Raw genomic sequence first — 19133 nt, forward strand, 5'->3', positions numbered from 1 at the left:
GATCGTAATGTCCGGTCAATCCCTAGAGACATCCCCCGGAGCGGCAAATGAAGCGACTGGCAGCGGTAGTGACGTTGCTGGGCCTTGCCACCGCGACTGCGGCATGCAGCGGTGGTTCGACCAACACATCCGGCTCGGGCGGCGGTGGCGGCGGCGGGCTCTTCACCACGATCGACGTGACGAGGCCGGGCCTCGAAGCGACGGCGCCGGCCAACCCGTACAACCCCAAGGGCAACTCCTTCGTGGGTTACAACGCGATGCGGATCGGCTGGGTCAAGAACCACCTGACCGACCCCAACCAGGCTCTGCCCGGCATCGCGGCGAGCTGGGAGATCGCGCCCGACAACTCGTCGATCACGCTGAAGCTCCAGCCGAACGCCAAGTGGTCCGACGGCAAGCCGGTCACGGCCGACGACGTCAAGATGTCCATCGGCATCGCCTACACGCAGGGCAGCACCGCCTTCTCGATCACGCCCGGCGCGGCGGGGGCGGCGGCCGAGGTCACGGTCGTCGACCCGCAGACCCTCAAGATCACCCAGGACATGGCCAACCCCAGCCCGAAGTTCGCCCGCGGCGTGCTCGACACCAACGTCCTGCCCGCCCACGTGTGGGGCAGCGTGCTGCCGGCCGACTTCTGGGACAAGCTCAAGGCCGCCAGGGGCGACGGCGCCGACGCCGAGAAGGCGCGCGAGGAGATCACCGCCCTCGGTGAGAAGGTCATCGCCTTCGCCCCGCCGAAGGACGTCAGCGCCGGCCCGTTCGTGCTGGAGCGGGTCAACCCGTCCGAGGCGCTGCTGGTCAAGAACAAGAACTTCTACAACGCCGCGAACGTGGCCCCTGCTCAGGTGAAGTTCCTCAACTACACCGGCAACGAGCAGATCTGGAACTACCTCACGCAGGGCAAGCTCGACCAGGCCGGCTTCACCGCCACCCCGAGCGACGTGATGAACCGCATCAAGCAGGCCCCGGGCAACGAGGTCATCAAGGGCTACTCGCCGGTCGCCGTCGGCATGGCCTTCAACCAGAGCAAGAAGCCGTACGACAACGTGCACGTGCGCCGCGGCCTGGCCTACCTCATCGACCGCGAGCAGGTCACCAAGGTCGCCTCGCCCGAGGGCGGCACGCCGGCCGCCACGACCAGCGGCATCCACCAGAAGGCCGCGCAGGCGTGGATCCCGGAGACGGTGCCGCAGCTCGAGCCGTACAAGGCGGACGTGGCCAAGGCCGAGGCCGAGTTCGAGCAGGCCGGCCTGACCAAGAAGGACGGCAAGTGGACGCTGGCCGACGGCTCGGCGTGGAAGGTCTCCATGCACGCGCCGTCCGGGTTCACCGACTGGCTGTCGGCCCAGGAGAACATCAAGAGCCAGCTCGTCAAGGCCGGCGTGGACGCCGAGGTCGTCACGACCGCCGACTACCCGCTCTACCTGGAGGAGCTGGCGGCCGGCAAGTACGACGTCGGCTTCTGGCTGATGGCGCTCGGCCCCGCGCCGTACGACATCTACCAGCGCCTCTACGGCGCCTCCAACGGCTGGTCCAACGTCGGCAACAAGGTCTCGCACTCCGCGCCCGGCAAGAACAACAACTGGATGGGCGGCCCCGAGGAGATCGAGGTCGACGGCCAGAAGGTCAACCCCGGTGAGCTGACCGCCAAGCTGAACACGGTCGGCGCCGAGGAGGCCAAGCCGATCATGGCCCAGCTCGCCAAGGCCGCCAACCAGGACCTCCCGGTCATCCAGCTCTGGGACTACGTCAACACCCTGTTCGTCAACAACAACCGGTTCACCGGCTGGCCGCACGACGAGGAGATCCTGCGCGGCGGCGGCAGCGTGCTCATGTCGGGCGTGTGGATCCAGCAAGGTCTGATCAAGGCGAAGCAGTAGCCTATGACGCTCATCGCACGGCGACTCGCGGGCCACCTGGCCCGCGGTGTCGTCATGATCCTCGTAGTTGCGACGATCACCTTCTTCATCGTCAACAACATCCCGGGCGACCCCATGGCCGCCCGGTACGAGAAGCTCATCGAAGGAGGCATGTCGCCCGAGGCGGCGGCGCAGGCCGTGAAGGTGCTCTACGGGTTCCAGCCCGACGGCACGCTGTGGCAGCAGTACACCGAGTACCTGTCCGGCCTGGTGCGCCTCGACCTCGGCGAATCCGTCACCAGGGCGGGCACCCCCGTGGTGGACGTGCTGGGCGAGGCCGCCAAGTGGACCGTTCTACCGGTGCTGGCGGGCACGCTGCTCAGCTTCCTCGTCGGCGTCATCCTGGGCGTGTTCGCGGCCATCAAGCGCACCGGCAAGCTGGGTGACGCGCTGGCCGTCACCGGCTCGCTGCTGCACGGCATCCCGCAGTACGTGCTGGCGATGCTGCTGGTGGTGATCTTCGCGACGCTGATCCCGATCCTGCCCGATGCCGGGTCGGTGGACATTCTCTACGAGCCGGGCTTCAACGCCGGCTACATCGGCTCGCTGGTCGAGCACGCCGTCCTGCCGGTCGTCACCTACGCGCTCTCGGCGTACGGCGGCTGGATCCTGGCCATGAAGTCCAGCGTGGTGACCGTGCTCGGCGACGACTTCATCCTCGCGGCCGAGCTGCGCGGCGTGAAGCGCTCGATCATCTTCCGCTACATCGCGCGCAACGCGATCCTGCCCCTGTTCACCCTGCTGGCCCTGTCGCTGGGCCTGCTGCTGGGCGGGGCGGTGTTCATCGAGAAGATCTTCAACTATCCCGGGCTCGGCTGGCTGCTCATCACCAGCGTCCAGGACCGCGACTTCGCGGTGATGAGCGGGGCCTTCCTGCTGATCACGGTCGCGACCATCCTGGCCAACATCGTGGCCGACCTGTTCTACACCGTGATCGACCCACGGGTCCGCAGCGGAGAGGAGGCGTCGTGAGCGCGACGCTCATCCCCGAGACCGGCTCGTCCACCGCCTCGGCCATGCGGCGCAACTTCTGGCGCGGGGTGTGGCGGGTCATGCGGCGCAAGCCCAGCCGGATGGCCGGGGTGGTCATCCTCCTCGGCTTCGTCCTCATGGCCGTGTTCGGGCCGATGATCCTGCCCGAGCACCTGCCCACCGATCCCAACGCCCTCACCCGGCCGCCGAGCTGGGAGCACTGGTTCGGCACCGACCCGCAGGGTCGCGACGTGACCGCGCTGGTGATCAAGGGCTCGCGGTACGTGCTGCTGACCGCCGCGGTCACCGCGCTCATCACGGTCGTGGTCGGCACCGCGATCGGCCTGTACTCCGGCTTCAAGCGGGGCCGCTGGGACACCGTGCTCATGCGGCTGACCGACATGAAGCTCACCATCCCCGGCCTGCCGCTGCTGCTGGTGCTGGCGACGGTGTGGCAGTTCGGCAGCCCGATCCAGATGGGCCTGGTGCTGGGGCTGCTCGGCTGGGGCGGCGTGGCGCGGGCGGTGCGCGCGCAGACGCTGTCGCTGCGCGAGCGGGGCTTCATCGAGGCGGCGCGCGGGCTGGGGCTGTCCACGACGCACATCATCGGCAAGGAGCTGCTGCCGAGCATGGCGCCGTACATCGCGATGAACATGCTCATCTCGGTCACCGGAGCCGTCTACTCGCAGGTGGGGTTGTTCTTCCTCGGCGTGCTGCCGTACGAGTCGGACAACTGGGGCGTCATGCTCAACCTGGCCGTCTTCCAGGCCGGCGCCATGATCACGCCGACCGCGCTCGGCTACCTGCTGGCCCCGCTGCTGGCGATCCTGCTGCTGACGCTCGGCATCGTGCTCGTGGTGGACGCCATGGACGAGATCTTCAACCCCCGGCTGCGCGAGGAGTAGGCCCGTGGTCAAGCAAGCGCCGGGAGTGCGCATCGGCGGCCTGACGGTCGTCTACAAGACCCCCGCGGGCGAGCTGCCCGCCGTCCGGGACGTCAGCCTGACGCTGGAGCCCGGGTCGATCACCGGCATCGTCGGCGAGTCCGGCTCCGGCAAGTCCACGCTGGCGCTGTCGCTGCTCAACGCCGTCCAGCCGCCCGGCAGGATCGCGGCGGGCAGCGTCGAGATCGACGGGCTCGGCGACGTGGTGGGGCTGCAGGGCGAGCAGCTCCGCAAGGCCCGCGGCAAGCACATCGGGTACGTCTTCCAGGCCGCCCAGAACAGCCTCAACCCGCTCAAGACGGTCGGCAAGCAACTGCTCGACCTGGGCCGCTCGCACGGCGTGGACGACCTGCGCGGCCTGGTGCGCGAGGCCAGGGAGCTGCTGGGCAGGATGGGCCTGGACGGCGCCCGGGTGCTGGACTCGCACCAGCACGAGCTGTCCGGCGGCATGCGCCAGCGCGTGGGCATCATGCTGGCCCTGGTGCTCAACGCCCACCTGGTCGTGCTGGACGAGCCCACCACGGCGCTCGACATGATCACCCAGGCGAACATCCTGAAGATCGTCCGGGAGGTGCACGCCGAGCGCGGCCTGACCACGCTGGTCATCACGCACGACATCGGCGTGGTGGCCGAGGTGGCCGACCGGCTGGCCGTCATGTACGGCGGCCGCCTGGTCGAGCAGGGCCCCACCAGGCAGGTGCTGGGCGCGCCCCGCCACCCCTACACCCAGGGCCTGATCAGGGCCATCCCCCGGCTCGTCGGCGACATCGACGAGGCGCGGGCGCTGCCGGGCCGGCCCCCGACGCTGGCGACCGTGCCGAAGCAGGGCTGCGTGTTCAGGGAGCGCTGCCCGCTGCGCATGGACGTGTGCGACACCGTGGACCCGGAGGCGGTGGCCGACGGTCCCAGGACCGTTGCCTGTCACGCCGTATCCGTCAAGGAGCATGCATGATCACCGGTACCGGGGTCGTCAAGACCTTCAAGCAGCGCGGCAAGCTGCTCGGGGCCCGCGAGGTGCGGGCGCTGCGGGGCGTGGACTTCGCGATCCCCAAGGGCGGCGCGGCCTCGTTCATCGGCGAGTCCGGGTGCGGCAAGACGACGCTGGGGCGGATCATCGCGGGGCTGGAGTCGTACGACGAGGGGGAGGTCGCCATCGACGGCGTCTCCATGTCGGGGCTGAAGCCCAAGCAGCGCCAGCCGCACTTCCGCAAGATCCAGATGATCCACCAGGACCCGTACTCGGCCCTGAACCCGACCAGGACCATCCACCAGACGCTGCACGCGCCGCTGGCCCTGCGGGCCGGGCAGACCGGGCGCTCGCGGCAGTGGATCGACGAGCGGGCGGCCGAGGTGCTGTCGCTGGTCGGCCTGGACCCGGGCACGGTGCTGTCGCGCTACCCGCACCAGCTCTCGGGCGGCATGCGGCAGCGCGTGGTCATCGCCCGCGCGCTGACCGTGGACCCGGAGATGCTGGTCGCCGACGAGGCCGTGTCCATGATCGACGTCTCGCTCCGGCTGGGCATCCTGGCGCTGCTGAAGGACCTGCGCGAGCGGCTGGGCGTGAGCGTGCTGTTCATCACGCACGACGTGGCCACGGCACGCTACATCGGCGGCGACGGCGAGCTGTACGTCATCTACCGCGGCCAGGTCGTCGAGCGCGGCCCGGTGGACACGATCATCGCCGACCCCGTGCATCCGTACACGCAGTCGCTGCTGTCGGCCATCCCGGTCCTGCACGGGCTGGAGCAGCCGGGCGAGCAGCCCGTGGTGCCGCTGGAGTCCCTGGACGAGAGCCAGTCGGACGAGGGCTGCCTGTTCGCCCGCCGCTGCCCGTTCCAGGGTGAGCGGTGCGCGGGCGAGCGGCCGCTGCTGCAGGTCACCGAGGGTGTGCCGCAGGAGCACGCGTGCTTCTACCCCGAGCGGCGCAGCGTGATCGCCCGCCCGATGAGCGAGGTGTGATGTCCTCTGTCAAGGCGGCGGACCTGGCCGCGGCGGCCGGGATCGCCGAGGCCGCGCTGACGCTCGACGCCGGCGAGGGGGCCGCCCTGGTCGGGCACCTGTCGCGGCCCCCCGCGGGGCGCCGGTGGACGGCGCTGGCCGTGGACGGCGGCGTGGTCATGGCCTCGATGTCGGACAAGGACCCGGGCGTCGGGCACCTCGACCTGCTCGCCGTGCGTCCGGAGGCCAGGGGCGAGGGGCGCGGCAGGACGCTGGTGCGCGCTGCCGAGGAGTGGCTGCGCGAGCAGGGGGCGCGCCAGGCCCGCTTCGCCGGGAACCCGCCGTGTTACGCCTGGCCGGGCATCGACGTGCGCTACACCGCCGCCGCCTGCCTGGCCGAGAGCCTCGGCTACGAGCGCTACCACGTGGCCTGGAACATGACGGCCGACCTGGGTGCGGACCTGTCCGTCGAGGACGACCTGACGCGGCTGGAGAAGGCGGGCGTCACCGTGCACGCCGCCGGCGCGGACCGCGAGCGGGTGGCCGCCTTCGTCCAGGAGCACTGGAACGAGCGGTGGGCCTGGGAGGCGGTCACCGGGGCGGGGCTGCACTACGCCGAGCGCGACGGCGAGATCCTGGGCTTCGCCGCCTGGGGCGCGCGGCCCGCCTGGTTCGGCCCCATGGGCACCGCTCCGGGCGCGCGCGGCCTCGGGCTGGGCCGGGTGCTGCTCCGCAGGTGCCTGGCGGAGCAGCGGGCCGCGGGCCAGGACAGCGCCCAGATCGGGTGGGTGGGGCCGTTGCGGTTCTACTCGCGCGCTGTTGGCGCGCGGGCGGAGCGCGTCTTCTGGCTCTACCGGCGCGACCTGGCGTGATGGCCTCAGCGGTAGAGCAACGATCCTTCGGGACGGCGCGGCGGCGGGCACAGCTCGCGCGGGTCGGCGCCGGCCTCCAGGCACCCGGTCAGGGCGCCGGACCCCCACAGGTGGTCCAGGAACAGCTCGGGCCCCTGCCAGCGCAGGTCCCCCGGGTAGAGGGTGCGGGCCACGTGCAGGATGGACAGGCCCGTCAGCACCGGCCTGAAGGCGTCACGGTCGTGCACGTGGAGCTGCACCCCCCGGACGGGGACGCCGGCGTGCTTGTGGAACGTCGGCGTGAACCACGCCTCCCTGAACCGCACACCCGGCAGCCCGAGAGCGGCCAGGGCGGGGGCGAGCCGCGCGTCGGCGTACGGAGCCCCGATCAGCTCGAAGGGCCGGGTCGTGCCGCGCCCTTCGGAGAAGTTCGTGCCCTCGACGAGACCGGTGCCCGGATAGACCAGCGCGGTGTCCGGGGTCGGCATGTTGACCGAGGGCATCACCCAGGGCAGCCCCGTCTCGCCGTACGTCATGTCGCGCCGCCAGCCCTCCATCGTGACGACCGTCAGGTCCACGCCGAGGCCGAACAGCCCGGCCAGCTCGCCCACGGTCCTGCCGTGCCGCAGGGGCAGCGGGAAGCGGCCCACGAAGCTGGCGAACGCCGGGTCGAGCGGCGGCCCCTCCTCGACGGTCCCGCCGAGGGGGTTCGGCCGGTCCAGGACCACGAAGCGCAGGCCGAGCCGGGCGGCCGACTCCATCAGGTCGTACATGGTCCAGACGTAGGTGTAGAAGCGGGCGCCCACGTCGGCGATGTCGAAGACCAGCGTGTCCACGCCGGCGGCCGCCACCACGCGGTCCAGCGCCTCCCCGGACAGCTGGTACGTGTCGTACACCGGCAGCCCGGTCCGCTCGTCCACGGTGTCGCCCTCGGCCCCCGCCGCCTGGGCGGTGCCGCGCATGCCGTGCTCGGGGCCGAACAGCGCGGTCAGCTTCACCCCCGCGGCCAGCAGGGCGTCGGCCGTGGGGGTCAGGTCGGGCAGGACTCCGGTGGGGTTGGTGATCAGGCCGAGGCGGGCGCCTCCCGCGAGGGCGGGGTCCGTGGCCAGCCGTTCTGCTCCGGTTCGTACGTGTGGCATGGAACCCATTGTCTGAAAGATATTTACAAGAGAGAAGTAGAGGGTGGAAATTAGCGACATGATTGAGCCGCTGCCCGAGCTGTCCACCGAGCAGAGCGATCCCCGCTACAGCCAGATCGACCGGCTGCCGACCGAGCGGATCGCCCGCCTGATGAACCAGGCCGACGCCGCCGTGCCCGCCGCCGTCGCGGTGGTCATCCCGGCGATCTCGGCGGCCATCGACGCGATCGCCGACAGGATGGCCGCGGGCGGGCGGCTCATCTACGTCGGCGCCGGCACGTCGGGGCGCCTGGCCGTGCTCGACGCCAGCGAGTGCCCGCCCACGTTCGGCACCGATCCGTCGCTGGTGCAGGGCGTGATCGCGGGCGGGCCGGACGCGCTGACCCGGTCCGTCGAGGGGGCGGAGGACGACACCGAGGGGGGCGCCACAGCGCTGAAGGACCTGGAGGTGGGACCGCTCGACTCGGTGGTGGGCGTGTCCGCCAGCGGGCGGGCCCCTTTCGTGCTGGGCGCGCTGGCGGAGGCCGCCCTTCGCGGCGCGCTGACCGTCGGCCTGTCGTGCAATGACGACGCGCCGCTGTCGGCCGCCGCGGAGCACGCGATCGAGGTGGTCGTGGGGCCCGAGGTGGTGACCGGCTCGACCCGGCTGAAGGCCGGCACGGCGCAGAAGCTCGTGCTGAACATGATCTCCACGATCTCGATGGTCAAGCTGGGCCGCACGTACGGGAACACGATGATCGAGATGTCGGCCATGAACAGCAAGCTCGCCGGGCGGGCCATGCGCATCGTCGCCGACATCACCGGCGCCGACCGCGAGACCGCGGGGGCGGCGCTGGACGCGGCGGGCGGCCAGGCGAAGGTCGCGGTGCTGATGATCCGGCACGGCCTCGACGCCGACGGCGCCCGCGCGCTGCTGGAGTCGCACGGGGAGCGCCTGAGCGACGCGCTGAGCGGCTGAGCGGGCGATCACCTACGGGAAGAGGGGGAAGATGAGCGACCGGCTGGAGGCGATCCTGGCGGACGCGGTGCCGCGCGTCTGCGCCGCCGCGGTCGCGCTGATCGCCGCGGACGGCTCCGTGGTGGCCTCGGCCGCCACCGGCGAGCTCGTCCGCTACGCCGACGCCGACGGGAACCTGGCGCCCGAACGCCCGCCCGCGGGCCCCTGCTCCGTCTTCGACCTGGCCTCGGTCAGCAAGCTCTTCACCACGGTCGTGCTGCTCTCGCTGGCCGAGGACGGGCTGCTGGACCTCGACGAGCCGGTGGCGGGCCGGATCCCCGGAGCCGACCCGCGCATCACGCCGCGCCGCCTGCTCACGCACACGGCGGGCCTGCCCCCGATCCGCCGGATCGACCGGGAGCTGCCCGCCGCGGACGCCGCGGCGCGGATGGCCGCCATGGTCGGCACGCCGGTCCTCCACCCGGCCGGCGGGCCGTACCTCTACAGCGACGTCGGCATGGTGATGGCGGGCCGGCTCGCCGAGCTGGCCGGCGGCGCGCCGCTGGACGCGCTGGTCCGCGCCCGGATCACGGACGTGCTCGGGCTGGCCGACACCTGCTACCGGCCCGCCCGCGCGGACCGGATCGCCGCCACCGAGTGCAAGGCCGGGCGCCCGGGGGCCGGGTGCGTACGGGGCGAGGTGCACGACGAGACCGCGTACGCGCTGGGCGGCGTGGCCGGGCACGCCGGGCTGTTCGCCACCGCCGGGGACCTGCTGGCCTTCGGCGAGATGCTGCGGCGCGGCGGCGGGCCCGTGCTGCGCCCCGGCAGCGTGGCCGAGATGACGCGCGACCAGGGGGTGCCCGGCGCGCCGTTCCGGCACGGGCTGGGCGTGCGCATCGGCGACCCCGCCATCGCGGGCCCGCTCGGCGACGCCTACGGCCACTCGGGCTTCACCGGGACCTCCCTGGTGGTCGACCCGGCCCGCCGCCTGACGGTGGTGCTGCTGACGAACGCCGTGCATCCCGTACGGGGCCGCGACGGCATCCGCGAGCTGCGCCTCGCGGTGGCCGCCGAGGCGCTGCGACTGGCCGCCCCCGCACGCTGACGGCCGCTCCTCACTGGCGTAGCCTGCAGACATGTCCGTCCACTTGAACCACACCATCATGCCGGCCAGGGACAGGGACGCGACGGCCGACTACCTCGTCGAGCTGCTCGGCCTGGAGCCCGCGCCCGAGTACGGCCCGTTCCGGGTGGTCTCGCTCGGCAACGACGTGTCGATCGACGTCGTGCAGGCGGGCGACGAGCTGCCGTCGCTGCACTACGCGTTCCTGGTCAGCGAGGACGAGTTCGACCAGATCCGGGGCCGGATCGAGGAGCGCGGGCTGACGTACTGGGCCGATCCGTTCCACCGGCAGGAGGGGCGGATCAACACCAACGACGGCGGGCGCGGCCTCTACTGGTCCGACCCCAACGGGCACAACCTGGAGATCATCACGGTGCCGTACGGCGGCGGTTAGGGCGCCAGCGCCTCCAGCGCCTCCTCGGCCCGCCGCATCGCCTCCTCGGCGTCGGAGGCGGGTATCTCGCGGTCGAAGTTGAGGTCGTGGAAGACCTCCGTGACGCCCGCGGCGCCCAGGTCCTCGACGTCGCGCCTGATCTTGTCGTAGGTGCCGGTCAGCGGGCGGTCCTCGTCCCGCGCGCGCACCTGCGTGGAGCCGCGGCAGACGAGCCGGAACGCGCTCCCGTCCCGCCCCGCCGCGTCCAGCTCCGACTTGATCAGCCCGATCCGGGCGGTGATGGAGGCCAGGTCCTCCCTGCTGGAGCTGACCCAGCCGTCGGCCAGCCGGGCGGCGCGGCGCAGCGCGACGTCGGCCGTGCCGCCGAGCAGGATCGGCGGCGGGCCGGGCAGCGGCTTGGGATCGACGTGGGCGGGCGGCACGCGGTAGAACTCGCCCTCGTGCGCCACCACGTCGTCGGTCCACGCCTTGCGCAGCACCTCGACGAACTCCTCGCCCCGGCGCCCGCGCCGCGCCATGCCGACGCCGCTCGCCTCGAACTCCTCCGGCAGCCAGCCCAGCCCGATCCCGGCGGTGAGCCTGCCGCCCGAGAGCGTCTGGAGCGTGGCGAGCTGCTTGGCCAGCAGCACGGGCTGCACGTACGCGTTGATCACCGCGACGCCCAGCCGGATGCGGCTGGTCACGGCCGAGACGTGGGCGAGCGTGACGATCGGGTCGTGCACGGAGCGGTAGGTGGGCCCCATCGGGTGCCCGACCGGGTACAGCAGCCGCTGGAACGTCCAGAGCTCGTGGTAGCCCAGCTCCTCGGCTCGTACGGCGATGCGGCGCAGGTTCTCGGGTGTGGCCCAGGGCCCTGACACGGGTACGGCGAAACCGACTCTCATGGGACCTAGTCTGTACGAGTGGGTCTTGAAGCTGAGCTGGCGGGTATCGCCGCGGCGTACGGCGGCACGGGAAAGCCCGTGTTACATCCGACGCGTACGGACGTCGTGGTGTTACGCATGGGCGAGGTCGTGGTGAAGGCCCATTCGGCGCGCGACGACGCCGAGGCGCTGCGGCCGAGGCTGCGGGCCGTCGCCTCGGCCTCGGTGAGCGGCGTGATGCTGCCCCCGCTGGAGCGCGAGGTGCTGTCGGCGGGCGGGCGCGCGGTGACGGTGTGGCCGGCGGGCCGGCCGGTCTCCCACGACGACCCCGGCTCGGCGCCGTGGGAGGAGGGCGCCAGGCTGCTGGCCAGGCTGCACGCCGTCCCGCTCACGCTGATGCCCCCGCTGCCGCCCGCCGGCGGGCCCGCCAGGGCCGCGCGGGCGGTGGGCCGGATGACCGGCGACGGGCCGGTGGAGCAGCTCGTCAGGCGGGCGTTCAAGGAGCTGCCCGAGCCGCCGCCGCTGCCCGGCCTGCTGACGCACGGCGACTGGCATCTGGGGCAGCTCGTGCACCGCGACCGGTGGCTGCTCATCGACGTCGACGACCTGGGAGTCGGCGATCCGGCGTGGGACCTGGCCAGACCCGCGGCGTGGTACGCGGCGGGGCTGCTCGAACCGGACGTGTGGGAGCGGTTCCTGGGGGCGTACCTGGCCTCCGGCGGGCCCGCGCTCGGGCAGGGCGACGACCCGTGGGCGCGGCTGGACGTGCCCGCCCGCGCGCTGACCGTCCAGCTCGCCGCCGTGGCCGTGGTCAACGCCGACGGCGAGGGCCGGGAACTCGACGAGGTCGAGCACTCGTTAATCGAGTCGTGCAACAGAATCGTCCGAGCATGACGGGGGTTGCGCGCGGTAGGTTTCACCCTGAGACCTCGAAGTCAAGGAGAGCGACTAGATGCAGTGCCCCAAGTGCCGCGGGAACATGCGGACCTATGAGCGCAACGGCGTCCACATCGAACAGTGCGACAACTGCCGTGGGATCTTCCTCGACTACGGTGAGCTGGAGACGCTGACCCGGATGGAGTCGCAGTACAACGCGGCTCCCCCGCCCCCCGCCGCCCCCGGCCCGGCCTGGGGCGCCCCGCACCACGGCGGCGGCCACGGCGGCGGCCACTACGGCGGCCACCACCGTCAGCGCAGCTGGGTGGGCATGCTGTTCTCGACCTGACGAGTGCCGGCCTGACAAGGCCCGGCGTGACGAGGGCCGCGCACTGTCACAGTGCGCGGCCCTCGGCTTCACCGGTCTGGGTCACTCGGGGAAGTCGTCCGGGTCCACGGGCGCGGTGCGGGCGTTGCCGCCGCTGATCGAGTGCAGGGTGATCCGCCAGTCGTGCCAGAGGATCTGCGTGGCGGTGTACGTGGTCCTGAACTTCACCGTCTTCTCGAACCGCTCGAAGCTGCAGTCCCTGGTGAACGTCTTGTTCTTGCCGTCCCAGTCCACGCCGTGGGTGAAGTAGATCTTGTAGTTGCCGTCGCGCACGCCTCTGATCTTGTACTTGGCCTTCTTGCGCACGTACACGGTGAGCACTTTGCTGCCGCCCTTGAGCACGGTGACCACGGCGTCGGAGCTGCCGCCGTTGTCGATCTCCAGTGAGCTGCGCCCGTTGAGCGTGCTCTTGCGGATGAACGTGCCGTTGCGCAGCCGCCTGGTCTGCCGCTCCCCCGCCTTCACCGACACGACGTCGGCCGGGTAGTCGCCGGCGCTCTGCAGCGCCTTGCCGGCCTGGTCGAGGGCGTTCAGCTTGTCGCCGAGGTCGGCGAGCACGGCGGAGGAGGTGCACAGGTCGCGCGCGCCGACCTTGCCGGAGGTGTCGCCCAGCCCGGTGGCCACGTCGCGCAGGCTCGTCACGTACGTCTCGTGCTGGGCGCGCACGGCCTCGGGCGGGGTGAGCGCCGACAGGGCGTCCGCGGCGCCGCTCAGCTCCTCCTCGGCGCGCCCGACCCGCTGGTCCAGCGCCTTGACGCCGCGCGCGCCCGCCAGCGCGGTGATCGCGTCGGCCATCGGCTTGTGCCGGCTCTCCAGCTCGCTCTTGTACGCCTCAGGCGTGAGCGCGGCCGAGGTCTGGCCGCCTCCGGTGCCCGCCTGGGGAACGATGCCGTTGCCGCCCGCGACGCCCGTGACCCTGGGCTCGCCTCCGGTCGGGGAGAGTGCGCCGGAGGAGCACGCGCCGACGGAGGTGAGCGTTACCAGTGCGAGAAAGCTGGAGATCAACCGGGGTGTAGCCACCTGCCACACTATCGCCGGGTTGATCCCCAACCGTCAATTACGATTCGGTCAGTCCCTCCTCCCGGTCCTGCCGCAGCCGGCGGGTGATCCCCAGCGTCTCCAGGAACGGCAGATCGTGGCTGGCCACGATGAGCGCGCCCCGGTAGGCCGACAGCGCCTGCGCGAGCCGGCGGACGCTGGCCATGTCCAGGTTGTTGGTGGGCTCGTCGAGCAGGAGGAGCTGTGGCGGCGGCTCGGCCGACAGCAGCGCGGCGAGCGTCGCGCGGAAGCGTTCCCCGCCGGAGAGCGTGCCGGCGGCCTGGTCGGCCCGCTCCCCGCGGAAGAGGAACCGGGCCAGCCTCGCGCGCACGTCGTTCACCGGGGCGGACGGCGCCAGGGCCCGAACGTTGTCCACCACGCTCAGGCCGTCGTCGAGCAGGTCGAGCCGCTGCGGCAGGTAGCGGACGGGCACCTGGGCGCCGTGCGCGACGATGCGCCGCAGCAGCGTGGTCTTGCCCGAGCCGTTCGGCCCGAGCAGCGCGATCCGTTCCGGCCCGCGCACGACCAGCGTCTCCAGCACCGCCGCGGCGGAGTCCGCGTCCACCCGGCGCGGCGGCTCCAGCGGGAGCGCCAGCACCGTACGGCCCGCGGGCACCTCGGTGCGCGGGAGCTCGATGCGGATCTCCGCGTCGCCGCGCACGGCCTGCTCGGCCTCGGCCGTGCGCACCGAGCGCTCGGCCGCCTCCCGCTCGGCGGCGACCTGCTCCTCGTACGCGCCGAGGTTGCCGCCGTACATGCGCACGGCTCCCTCGCGCAGCTCGGCGATCTGGTCCACCAGCTCCAGCAGCGCCCGGTCGTGGCTGACGACCAGGAGCACCCCCTGCCAGGCGGCGACGGCGGCGTAGAGCCGGCGCCGCGCGTCCAGGTCGAGGTTGTTGGTGGGCTCGTCGAGCAGCAGCGCGTCGGGGCGCTTGAGCAGCTGGGCGGCCAGCGCGACCATGATGGTCTCGCCGCCGGACAGCGTGCCGACCGTGCGGTCGAGGCCGACGTGGCCGAGCCCGAGCCGGTCGAGCTCGGCCAGGGCGCGCTCCTCGACGTCCCAGTCGTCGCCGACGGCCGTGAAGTGCTCCTCGGCCACGTCGCCGCGCTCGATGGCGTGCAGCGCGGCCCGCGTCCGGCTGATCTCCAGCAGGTCCGACACGGTACGCCGGGCACCGAGCGGCACGTTCTGCGGCAGGTGGCCGACCACGCCGGAGACGGACACGGATCCGGACCGCGGCGTCAGCCCGCCCGCGATGATCTTGAGCAGGGTGGACTTGCCCGACCCGTTGACCCCGATGAGCCCGGTACGTCCGGCGGGGAAGGCGGCGTCGAGCCGGTCGAGCACGGTGACCCCGTCGGGCCAGGCGAAGGAGACGTGATCGACGACAATGGAACAAGGCATGAGGCGGCTCCCATCACAAAAATCGAAATTTCGTGACTTGGCGGGAAACACCGCATACACGCGCGACACCCGGGAACTCGGAGTCGAAGTCCGCGGCAAGGGGCGAGGATGCCCTTGAGGTCCAGGTGATGCGCGCATGGCCATGACAGGGCCGGACGGCGCGGTGCCCGCGACCTCAGATCCTCACGTCAGCTGCCCCCACGGGTCGGCGATAGGACGTGCGGCAGTATATGTGACCGGCCGATCACGTGGCAAGGAGCCGGATGCCGCCGTAAGCGTTGAAATGCCCAAGGCCATGACATCAGGTTGGAATCATGCACTCCAGAGATCTGCACGACCCCCTCTCCATGACCGTCGTCTCCTCCCACCGCACCTCGGAGGGGGTGGTGTCGTACCTGAGGTGCTCCTGCGGCGTCTGGGAGGTGCGCACTGCGCGGATGGTCGGCCTGGCCACTCCGGGCAGGCGTTCGAAGATGACCATCGACTGAGACGGTGCCGTCGTCCTAGAGTCGGCCCTACACCCCCAGGAGGTCAGGCATGTCCAGCATTCCCTCCCTTTTGCGCGACCGCATCGCGGCGACCCCCGACGCCGAGGCCTACCGTGTGCCCTCGGACGACGGGTGGGCCTCGTTGACCTGGCGGGAGGTGGGCGAGCGGGTTCGCGGCCTGGCGCTGGCGCTGTCCGGCCTGGGCTCGGGGCCCGGCACCCGCGTGTCGATCCTGTGCTCCACCCGCCTCGAATGGATCGTCTGCGATCTGGCGGTGCTGGCCACGGGGGCGGCCACGACCACGATCTACCCGTCGAACACGGCCGCCGAGTCCGCCTTCGTCATCACCGACTCGAACAGCACGATCGTCATCGCCGAGAACGACGAGCAGGTGACCAAGCTCAGGTCCGTCCAGAAGGAGCTCCCCGACGTCACCCAGGTGATCGTCATCGACGGGTCCGCGAGCGACGACGGCTGGGTGATCACCCTCGGCTCGCTGAGCGGCGGTGACGGCGACTACGACGCCATGGTGGACGCCATCACCGAGACCGACCTGGCCACCCTGATCTACACCTCCGGCACCACCGGCCGCCCCAAGGGCGTCGAGCTGACCCACGACAACTGGCTCTACGCGGCCGGCGCGGTGCGCGAGATCGACCTGATCTCGCCGTCCGACCTGCACTTCCTGTGGCTGCCGCTGTCGCACTCCTTCGGCAAGCTGCTGGAGGTCGTGATGATCGGCATCGGCGTGCCGACCGTGATCGACGGCCGCCTCGACAAGATCGCCGAGAACCTCGGCGTGGTGAAGCCGACCGTCATGGCCGCCGCGCCCCGCATCTTCGAGAAGATCCACAACACGGTCGTGGCGAACATGCAGCGCGAGGGCGGCCTCAAGCTGCGCATCTTCACCTGGGCGCGCAAGACCGGCCGGCGGGTCGTCGCCGCCCGGCAGCGCGGCGCCGCGGTGCCGGCCACCACCCGCGCCGAGTACGCCCTGGCCGACCGCCTGGTCTTCGCCAAGCTGCGCGACCGCTTCGGCGGCCGGATCCGCTTCTTCATCTCCGGCGCCGCCCCGCTGAACCAGGAGGTCGCCGAGTTCTTCGACGCGGCGGGCCTGACGATCCTCGAAGGGTACGGGCTGACGGAGTCGTCGGCAGGCAGCTTCCTCAACCGGCCCGAGTCGGTGCGGTTCGGCACGGTCGGCCTGCCGCTGCCCGGCACCGAGGTGCGCATCGCCGAAGACGGCGAGATCCTCATCGGCGGGCGCGGCATCATGCGCGGCTACCACGGGCTGGCCGAGGAGACGGCCGAGGCGCTGGAGGACGGCTGGCTGCACACGGGCGACATCGGCGAGCTCGACGAGGCCGGCCGGCTGCGCATCACCGACCGCAAGAAGGAGCTGATCAAGACCTCGGGCGGCAAGTACGTCGCGCCCACCTACCTGGAGGGCCGGATCAAGGCCGCCTGCCCGTTCGTCTCGCACGTGTTCGTGCACGGCGACCGGCGCAACTACGTCACCGCGCTGGTCACGCTCGACATGGACGTGGTCAAGCCGTGGGCGCAGGCCGAGTCGCTGCCCGCCGAGCCCGAGGAGCTGCGCGAGCACCCGCGCATGCGCGCCGAGGTCGAGAAGGCGATCAAGCAGGTCAACGAGGGCGAGGCGAGCTACTCCACGGTCAAGAAGTTCGCGATCCTGGCCGAGGACTTCTCGGTGGAGACGGGCGAGCTGACGCCCAGCCTCAAGATCAAGCGCAAGGCCGTGGAGGAGCGGCACGGCACGACGCTCGACTCCTTCTACGAGTGATCTCCCACCTGCCGGTGCGGCCACGGCACTGCGACGCGCAGGCCATGATGCACGCGACCCGCTACTACGAGTACTTCGAGGACGCCTTCCTCGACTGGCTCGGCGCCAGGGGCGGCTACGAGCGGCTCCGGCAGGACGGCGCCGACCTGGTGGTCAAGGTCAGCGGCTGCGAGCACCACGCGCCCGCCCGGCTGGGCGACGTGCTGGCGGTGGAGAGCGAGCCTGCCAGGATCGGCTCCACCTCGCTCACGATGACGTTCACCATGCGGCGCGGGGAGGAGCTGGTCGCGGTCGGCACGGTCACGTACGTGTGCGTCCGCGACGGCCGCCCCTCCCCGCTGCCGGGGATGCTCGTTCAGAGCACCCGCTTGGCCCCCGGCAGCGACCGCACCAGATAGGCCACCCACCAGCACAACGGCAGCGCGAGCACCAGCATGGCCGCGAACTTCACGATCGCGATCGTCTCCAGCCAGCGCAGCGCCCAGCCCAGCCCGACCAGCACGAGCGGGTGGATGATGTAGACGGTGAAGGCGTGCTCGGCCAGGAACCGGCCGCGCGGCCCCTGCGTGTTGTGCCGTTCCCTGAACCACACCGTGAAGCCGATGATCAGGCCGACCGCGAGAGCGGACTCCCAGGCCGCCATCAGCGCCGTCGACAGCGGCCCGGAGGTGAACAGCGCCGGCACCAGCAGCAGGGGGGTCGCCGCGCCGGCGGCGGTGAAGCCGAGCACCGCGGCCCGCGCGGGCAGCGTCTCGAACCAGCCGCGGCGGAAGGCCACGCAGCCGAGCACGAACAGGGAGACGTACTGCGGCAGGAAGTACGGAGTCGGCAGCCCGACGATCGGCCAGTAACTGGTGACCGGCACGAGCAGCCGCCACAGGAACGTGGCCGCCGCCAGCCCCGCCGCGAACAGCACGATCCACTTCACGGCGAGCGGCGCGGGCCGCTGGTCGAGGGGCGCTCGCACGGCGCGCCACCCCACGTACGCCAGCGCGAGGACGATCAGCACCTCGACGAACCACATGGGCCCCGGGTCCCACGTGCGCAGGTAGTACTGCCAGAACGGCTCGTCACCCCGGCCGAGCGCGCCGCCGAGGTCGGCCAGCGGCCGCAGCAGCAGGATGTAGACCACCAGCGGGACGCCCAGCCGCACCAGCCGGTCGCGCACGAACACGCGGGCGCCCTTGCGGTCGTAGGAGCCGGGGGTGAAGAAGCCGGACAGGAGGAAGAAGAACCCCATGAAGAACGCCTGGTTCGTGACGACCAGCATGTCGAGCGCGATCCCCGAGGGGTCTTGGGCGGGCTCGACGTAGTACCAGAGGGGGATGTTGCCGTAGGTGATGGCGACGTGGTGGGCGACCACGAGCACGGTCAGTAATATCCGCAGGTTGTCGATCGCGTAGAGCCTGGTTCTGGTCCCCGTCTTCATGCTCGGCACGCCCTTTCCATCAAGTCGGCGAGTTCGGTGGCGTGTGCTTCGAGGTCGTGTCCCGGGTGGGTGATCCAGTAGGCGAACATGTGGTCGATGGCCGCCTGCTGGGTGACGGCCATGACGCGCATGTCGAACTGCCGGAACTCCCCGTTCGACTGCCCCAGCCGGTAGACGAGCTCTATCCCCTGGTAGAGCTCCTCGTTGGTGTGCATCCCGTAGCGTTGCCTGCCGTCCGCGGTCCTGAGGTTGCCGAAGATCTCACCCAGCGCCCTGACCTGGGTGCGGTGGCCGAGCATGTGCTCGGCGACGGCCATGACGTGCGTCCTGAGCAGCTCGGTCGCCGTCGAGATGCCGTCCATCTTCGCGAAGACGTGCTCGGCGATGGCTCCGTAGGTGTGCTCGACGACCTGCTCCATCAGCTCGTCCTTGCCGGCGAAGTGGTAGGAGATGACGCCCTTGCTGATGCCGGCGTGCGCGGCGATCCGCGCCAGGGACGCCTGGGCGAACCCGACCTCGGCGATGACCTCGATGGCGGACGCGATGATCTGCGCCCGCCTGGCCTCCTCGATGAACGAGCGTGCCTTCTGGCCGCCCGCCTCAATTTCTGACCGCATGGCCA

At 71.4% G+C, this 19133-nt stretch carries 20 protein-coding genes; 14 read left to right on the top strand and 6 right to left on the bottom strand.

What is annotated here, in order from left to right; genetic code table 11:
- Positions 1-47: 47 nt before the first annotated feature.
- The 6 genes from HD597_RS30640 to HD597_RS30665 are packed head-to-tail and all read left to right on the top strand — an operon-like array spanning position 48 to position 6645.
- Positions 48-1880, top strand: a complete 1833-nt coding sequence (locus HD597_RS30640; protein WP_253746452.1) for an ABC transporter substrate-binding protein — start codon at positions 48-50, stop codon at positions 1878-1880.
- Positions 1881-1883: 3 nt separating this feature from the next.
- Positions 1884-2891: an ABC transporter permease gene (locus HD597_RS30645; RefSeq protein WP_253746454.1), complete on the top strand. Its 1008-nt coding sequence runs from the start codon at positions 1884-1886 to the stop codon at positions 2889-2891.
- A complete protein-coding gene (locus HD597_RS30650) occupies positions 2888-3796 on the top strand; it encodes an ABC transporter permease (protein WP_253746455.1) in 909 nt (302 codons plus the stop codon). Before HD597_RS30645 ends, HD597_RS30650 begins: the two co-directional genes overlap by 4 nt.
- Positions 3797-3800: 4 nt before the next feature.
- Complete coding sequence (locus HD597_RS30655) at positions 3801-4787, top strand: ABC transporter ATP-binding protein (RefSeq protein ID WP_253746457.1); 987 nt, start codon at positions 3801-3803, stop codon at positions 4785-4787.
- Positions 4784-5794, top strand: coding sequence for an ABC transporter ATP-binding protein (locus HD597_RS30660; RefSeq protein ID WP_253746458.1), 1011 nt, complete (start codon positions 4784-4786; stop codon positions 5792-5794). Before HD597_RS30655 ends, HD597_RS30660 begins: the two co-directional genes overlap by 4 nt.
- On the top strand, positions 5794-6645 hold the full coding sequence (locus HD597_RS30665) for a GNAT family N-acetyltransferase (protein WP_253746459.1): 852 nt from the start codon (positions 5794-5796) through the stop codon (positions 6643-6645). Before HD597_RS30660 ends, HD597_RS30665 begins: the two co-directional genes overlap by 1 nt.
- A gap of 5 nt (positions 6646-6650) precedes the next feature.
- Here the strand turns inward: HD597_RS30665 and HD597_RS30670 are convergent, their stop codons facing one another.
- On the bottom strand, positions 6651-7763 hold the full coding sequence (locus HD597_RS30670) for an exo-beta-N-acetylmuramidase NamZ family protein (protein WP_253746460.1): 1113 nt from the start codon (positions 7761-7763) through the stop codon (positions 6651-6653).
- A 58-nt stretch (positions 7764-7821) separates the two neighbouring features.
- Here HD597_RS30670 and murQ point away from each other — a divergent pair, with 58 nt between their 5' ends.
- Genes murQ through HD597_RS30685 form a run of 3 tightly spaced genes read left to right on the top strand, consistent with a single transcriptional unit; the run spans position 7822 to position 10220 of the window.
- Positions 7822-8721 carry an N-acetylmuramic acid 6-phosphate etherase gene (gene murQ, locus HD597_RS30675; protein ID WP_253746463.1) on the top strand — a complete coding sequence of 300 codons (900 nt, stop codon included), beginning with the start codon at positions 7822-7824 and terminating at the stop codon, positions 8719-8721.
- A 31-nt stretch (positions 8722-8752) separates the two neighbouring features.
- Positions 8753-9808, top strand: coding sequence for a serine hydrolase domain-containing protein (locus HD597_RS30680; RefSeq protein ID WP_253746465.1), 1056 nt, complete (start codon positions 8753-8755; stop codon positions 9806-9808).
- A 31-nt stretch (positions 9809-9839) separates the two neighbouring features.
- A complete protein-coding gene (locus HD597_RS30685; RefSeq protein ID WP_253746467.1) occupies positions 9840-10220 on the top strand; it encodes a VOC family protein in 381 nt (126 codons plus the stop codon).
- Here HD597_RS30685 and HD597_RS30690 read toward each other — a convergent pair.
- Complete coding sequence (locus HD597_RS30690) at positions 10217-11104, bottom strand: TIGR03619 family F420-dependent LLM class oxidoreductase (RefSeq protein ID WP_253746470.1); 888 nt, start codon at positions 11102-11104, stop codon at positions 10217-10219. The genes HD597_RS30685 and HD597_RS30690 overlap by 4 nt on opposite strands.
- A gap of 18 nt (positions 11105-11122) precedes the next feature.
- On the opposite strand from HD597_RS30690, the gene HD597_RS30695 reads away from it, so the two are divergent.
- The gene (locus HD597_RS30695) at positions 11123-11977 is read left to right on the top strand and encodes a phosphotransferase (protein ID WP_253746472.1); all 855 of its coding nucleotides are present in this window, start codon (positions 11123-11125) and stop codon (positions 11975-11977) included.
- Between the two features lie 58 nt (positions 11978-12035).
- The gene (locus HD597_RS30700; RefSeq protein ID WP_253746473.1) at positions 12036-12308 is read left to right on the top strand and encodes a TFIIB-type zinc ribbon-containing protein; all 273 of its coding nucleotides are present in this window, start codon (positions 12036-12038) and stop codon (positions 12306-12308) included.
- Between the two features lie 81 nt (positions 12309-12389).
- Here HD597_RS30700 and HD597_RS30705 read toward each other — a convergent pair whose 3' ends face one another.
- Together HD597_RS30705 and HD597_RS30710 are read right to left on the bottom strand one after the other, a co-directional pair.
- Positions 12390-13367, bottom strand: coding sequence for a hypothetical protein (locus tag HD597_RS30705; protein WP_253746476.1), 978 nt, complete (start codon positions 13365-13367; stop codon positions 12390-12392).
- Positions 13368-13404: 37 nt separating this feature from the next.
- Positions 13405-14790, bottom strand: coding sequence for an ABC-F family ATP-binding cassette domain-containing protein (locus HD597_RS30710; RefSeq protein WP_253746479.1), 1386 nt, complete (start codon positions 14788-14790; stop codon positions 13405-13407).
- 314 nt (positions 14791-15104) lie between these two features.
- Here HD597_RS30710 and HD597_RS30715 point away from each other — a divergent pair, with 314 nt between their 5' ends.
- The 3 genes from HD597_RS30715 to HD597_RS30725 are packed head-to-tail and all read left to right on the top strand — an operon-like array spanning position 15105 to position 17480.
- Entirely contained in the window at positions 15105-15278 is a 174-nt protein-coding gene (locus tag HD597_RS30715) for a hypothetical protein (protein WP_253746480.1), read from the top strand.
- A 49-nt stretch (positions 15279-15327) separates the two neighbouring features.
- Positions 15328-17082, top strand: coding sequence for an AMP-dependent synthetase/ligase (locus tag HD597_RS30720; protein ID WP_253746482.1), 1755 nt, complete (start codon positions 15328-15330; stop codon positions 17080-17082).
- Complete coding sequence (locus HD597_RS30725) at positions 17079-17480, top strand: acyl-CoA thioesterase (protein WP_253746484.1); 402 nt, start codon at positions 17079-17081, stop codon at positions 17478-17480. The genes HD597_RS30720 and HD597_RS30725 overlap by 4 nt, the downstream gene beginning before the upstream one ends.
- Here the strand turns inward: HD597_RS30725 and HD597_RS30730 are convergent.
- Together HD597_RS30730 and HD597_RS30735 are read right to left on the bottom strand one after the other, a co-directional pair.
- Complete coding sequence (locus HD597_RS30730) at positions 17438-18511, bottom strand: acyltransferase family protein (RefSeq protein ID WP_253746488.1); 1074 nt, start codon at positions 18509-18511, stop codon at positions 17438-17440. The two genes, HD597_RS30725 and HD597_RS30730, sit on opposite strands and share 43 nt — an antisense overlap.
- Complete coding sequence (locus HD597_RS30735) at positions 18508-19128, bottom strand: TetR/AcrR family transcriptional regulator (protein WP_253746490.1); 621 nt, start codon at positions 19126-19128, stop codon at positions 18508-18510. The genes HD597_RS30730 and HD597_RS30735 overlap by 4 nt, the downstream gene beginning before the upstream one ends.
- Positions 19129-19133 lie beyond the last annotated feature (5 nt).

The organism is Nonomuraea thailandensis, assembly GCF_024172165.1.
Lineage (GTDB): Bacteria > Actinomycetota > Actinomycetes > Streptosporangiales > Streptosporangiaceae > Nonomuraea > Nonomuraea thailandensis.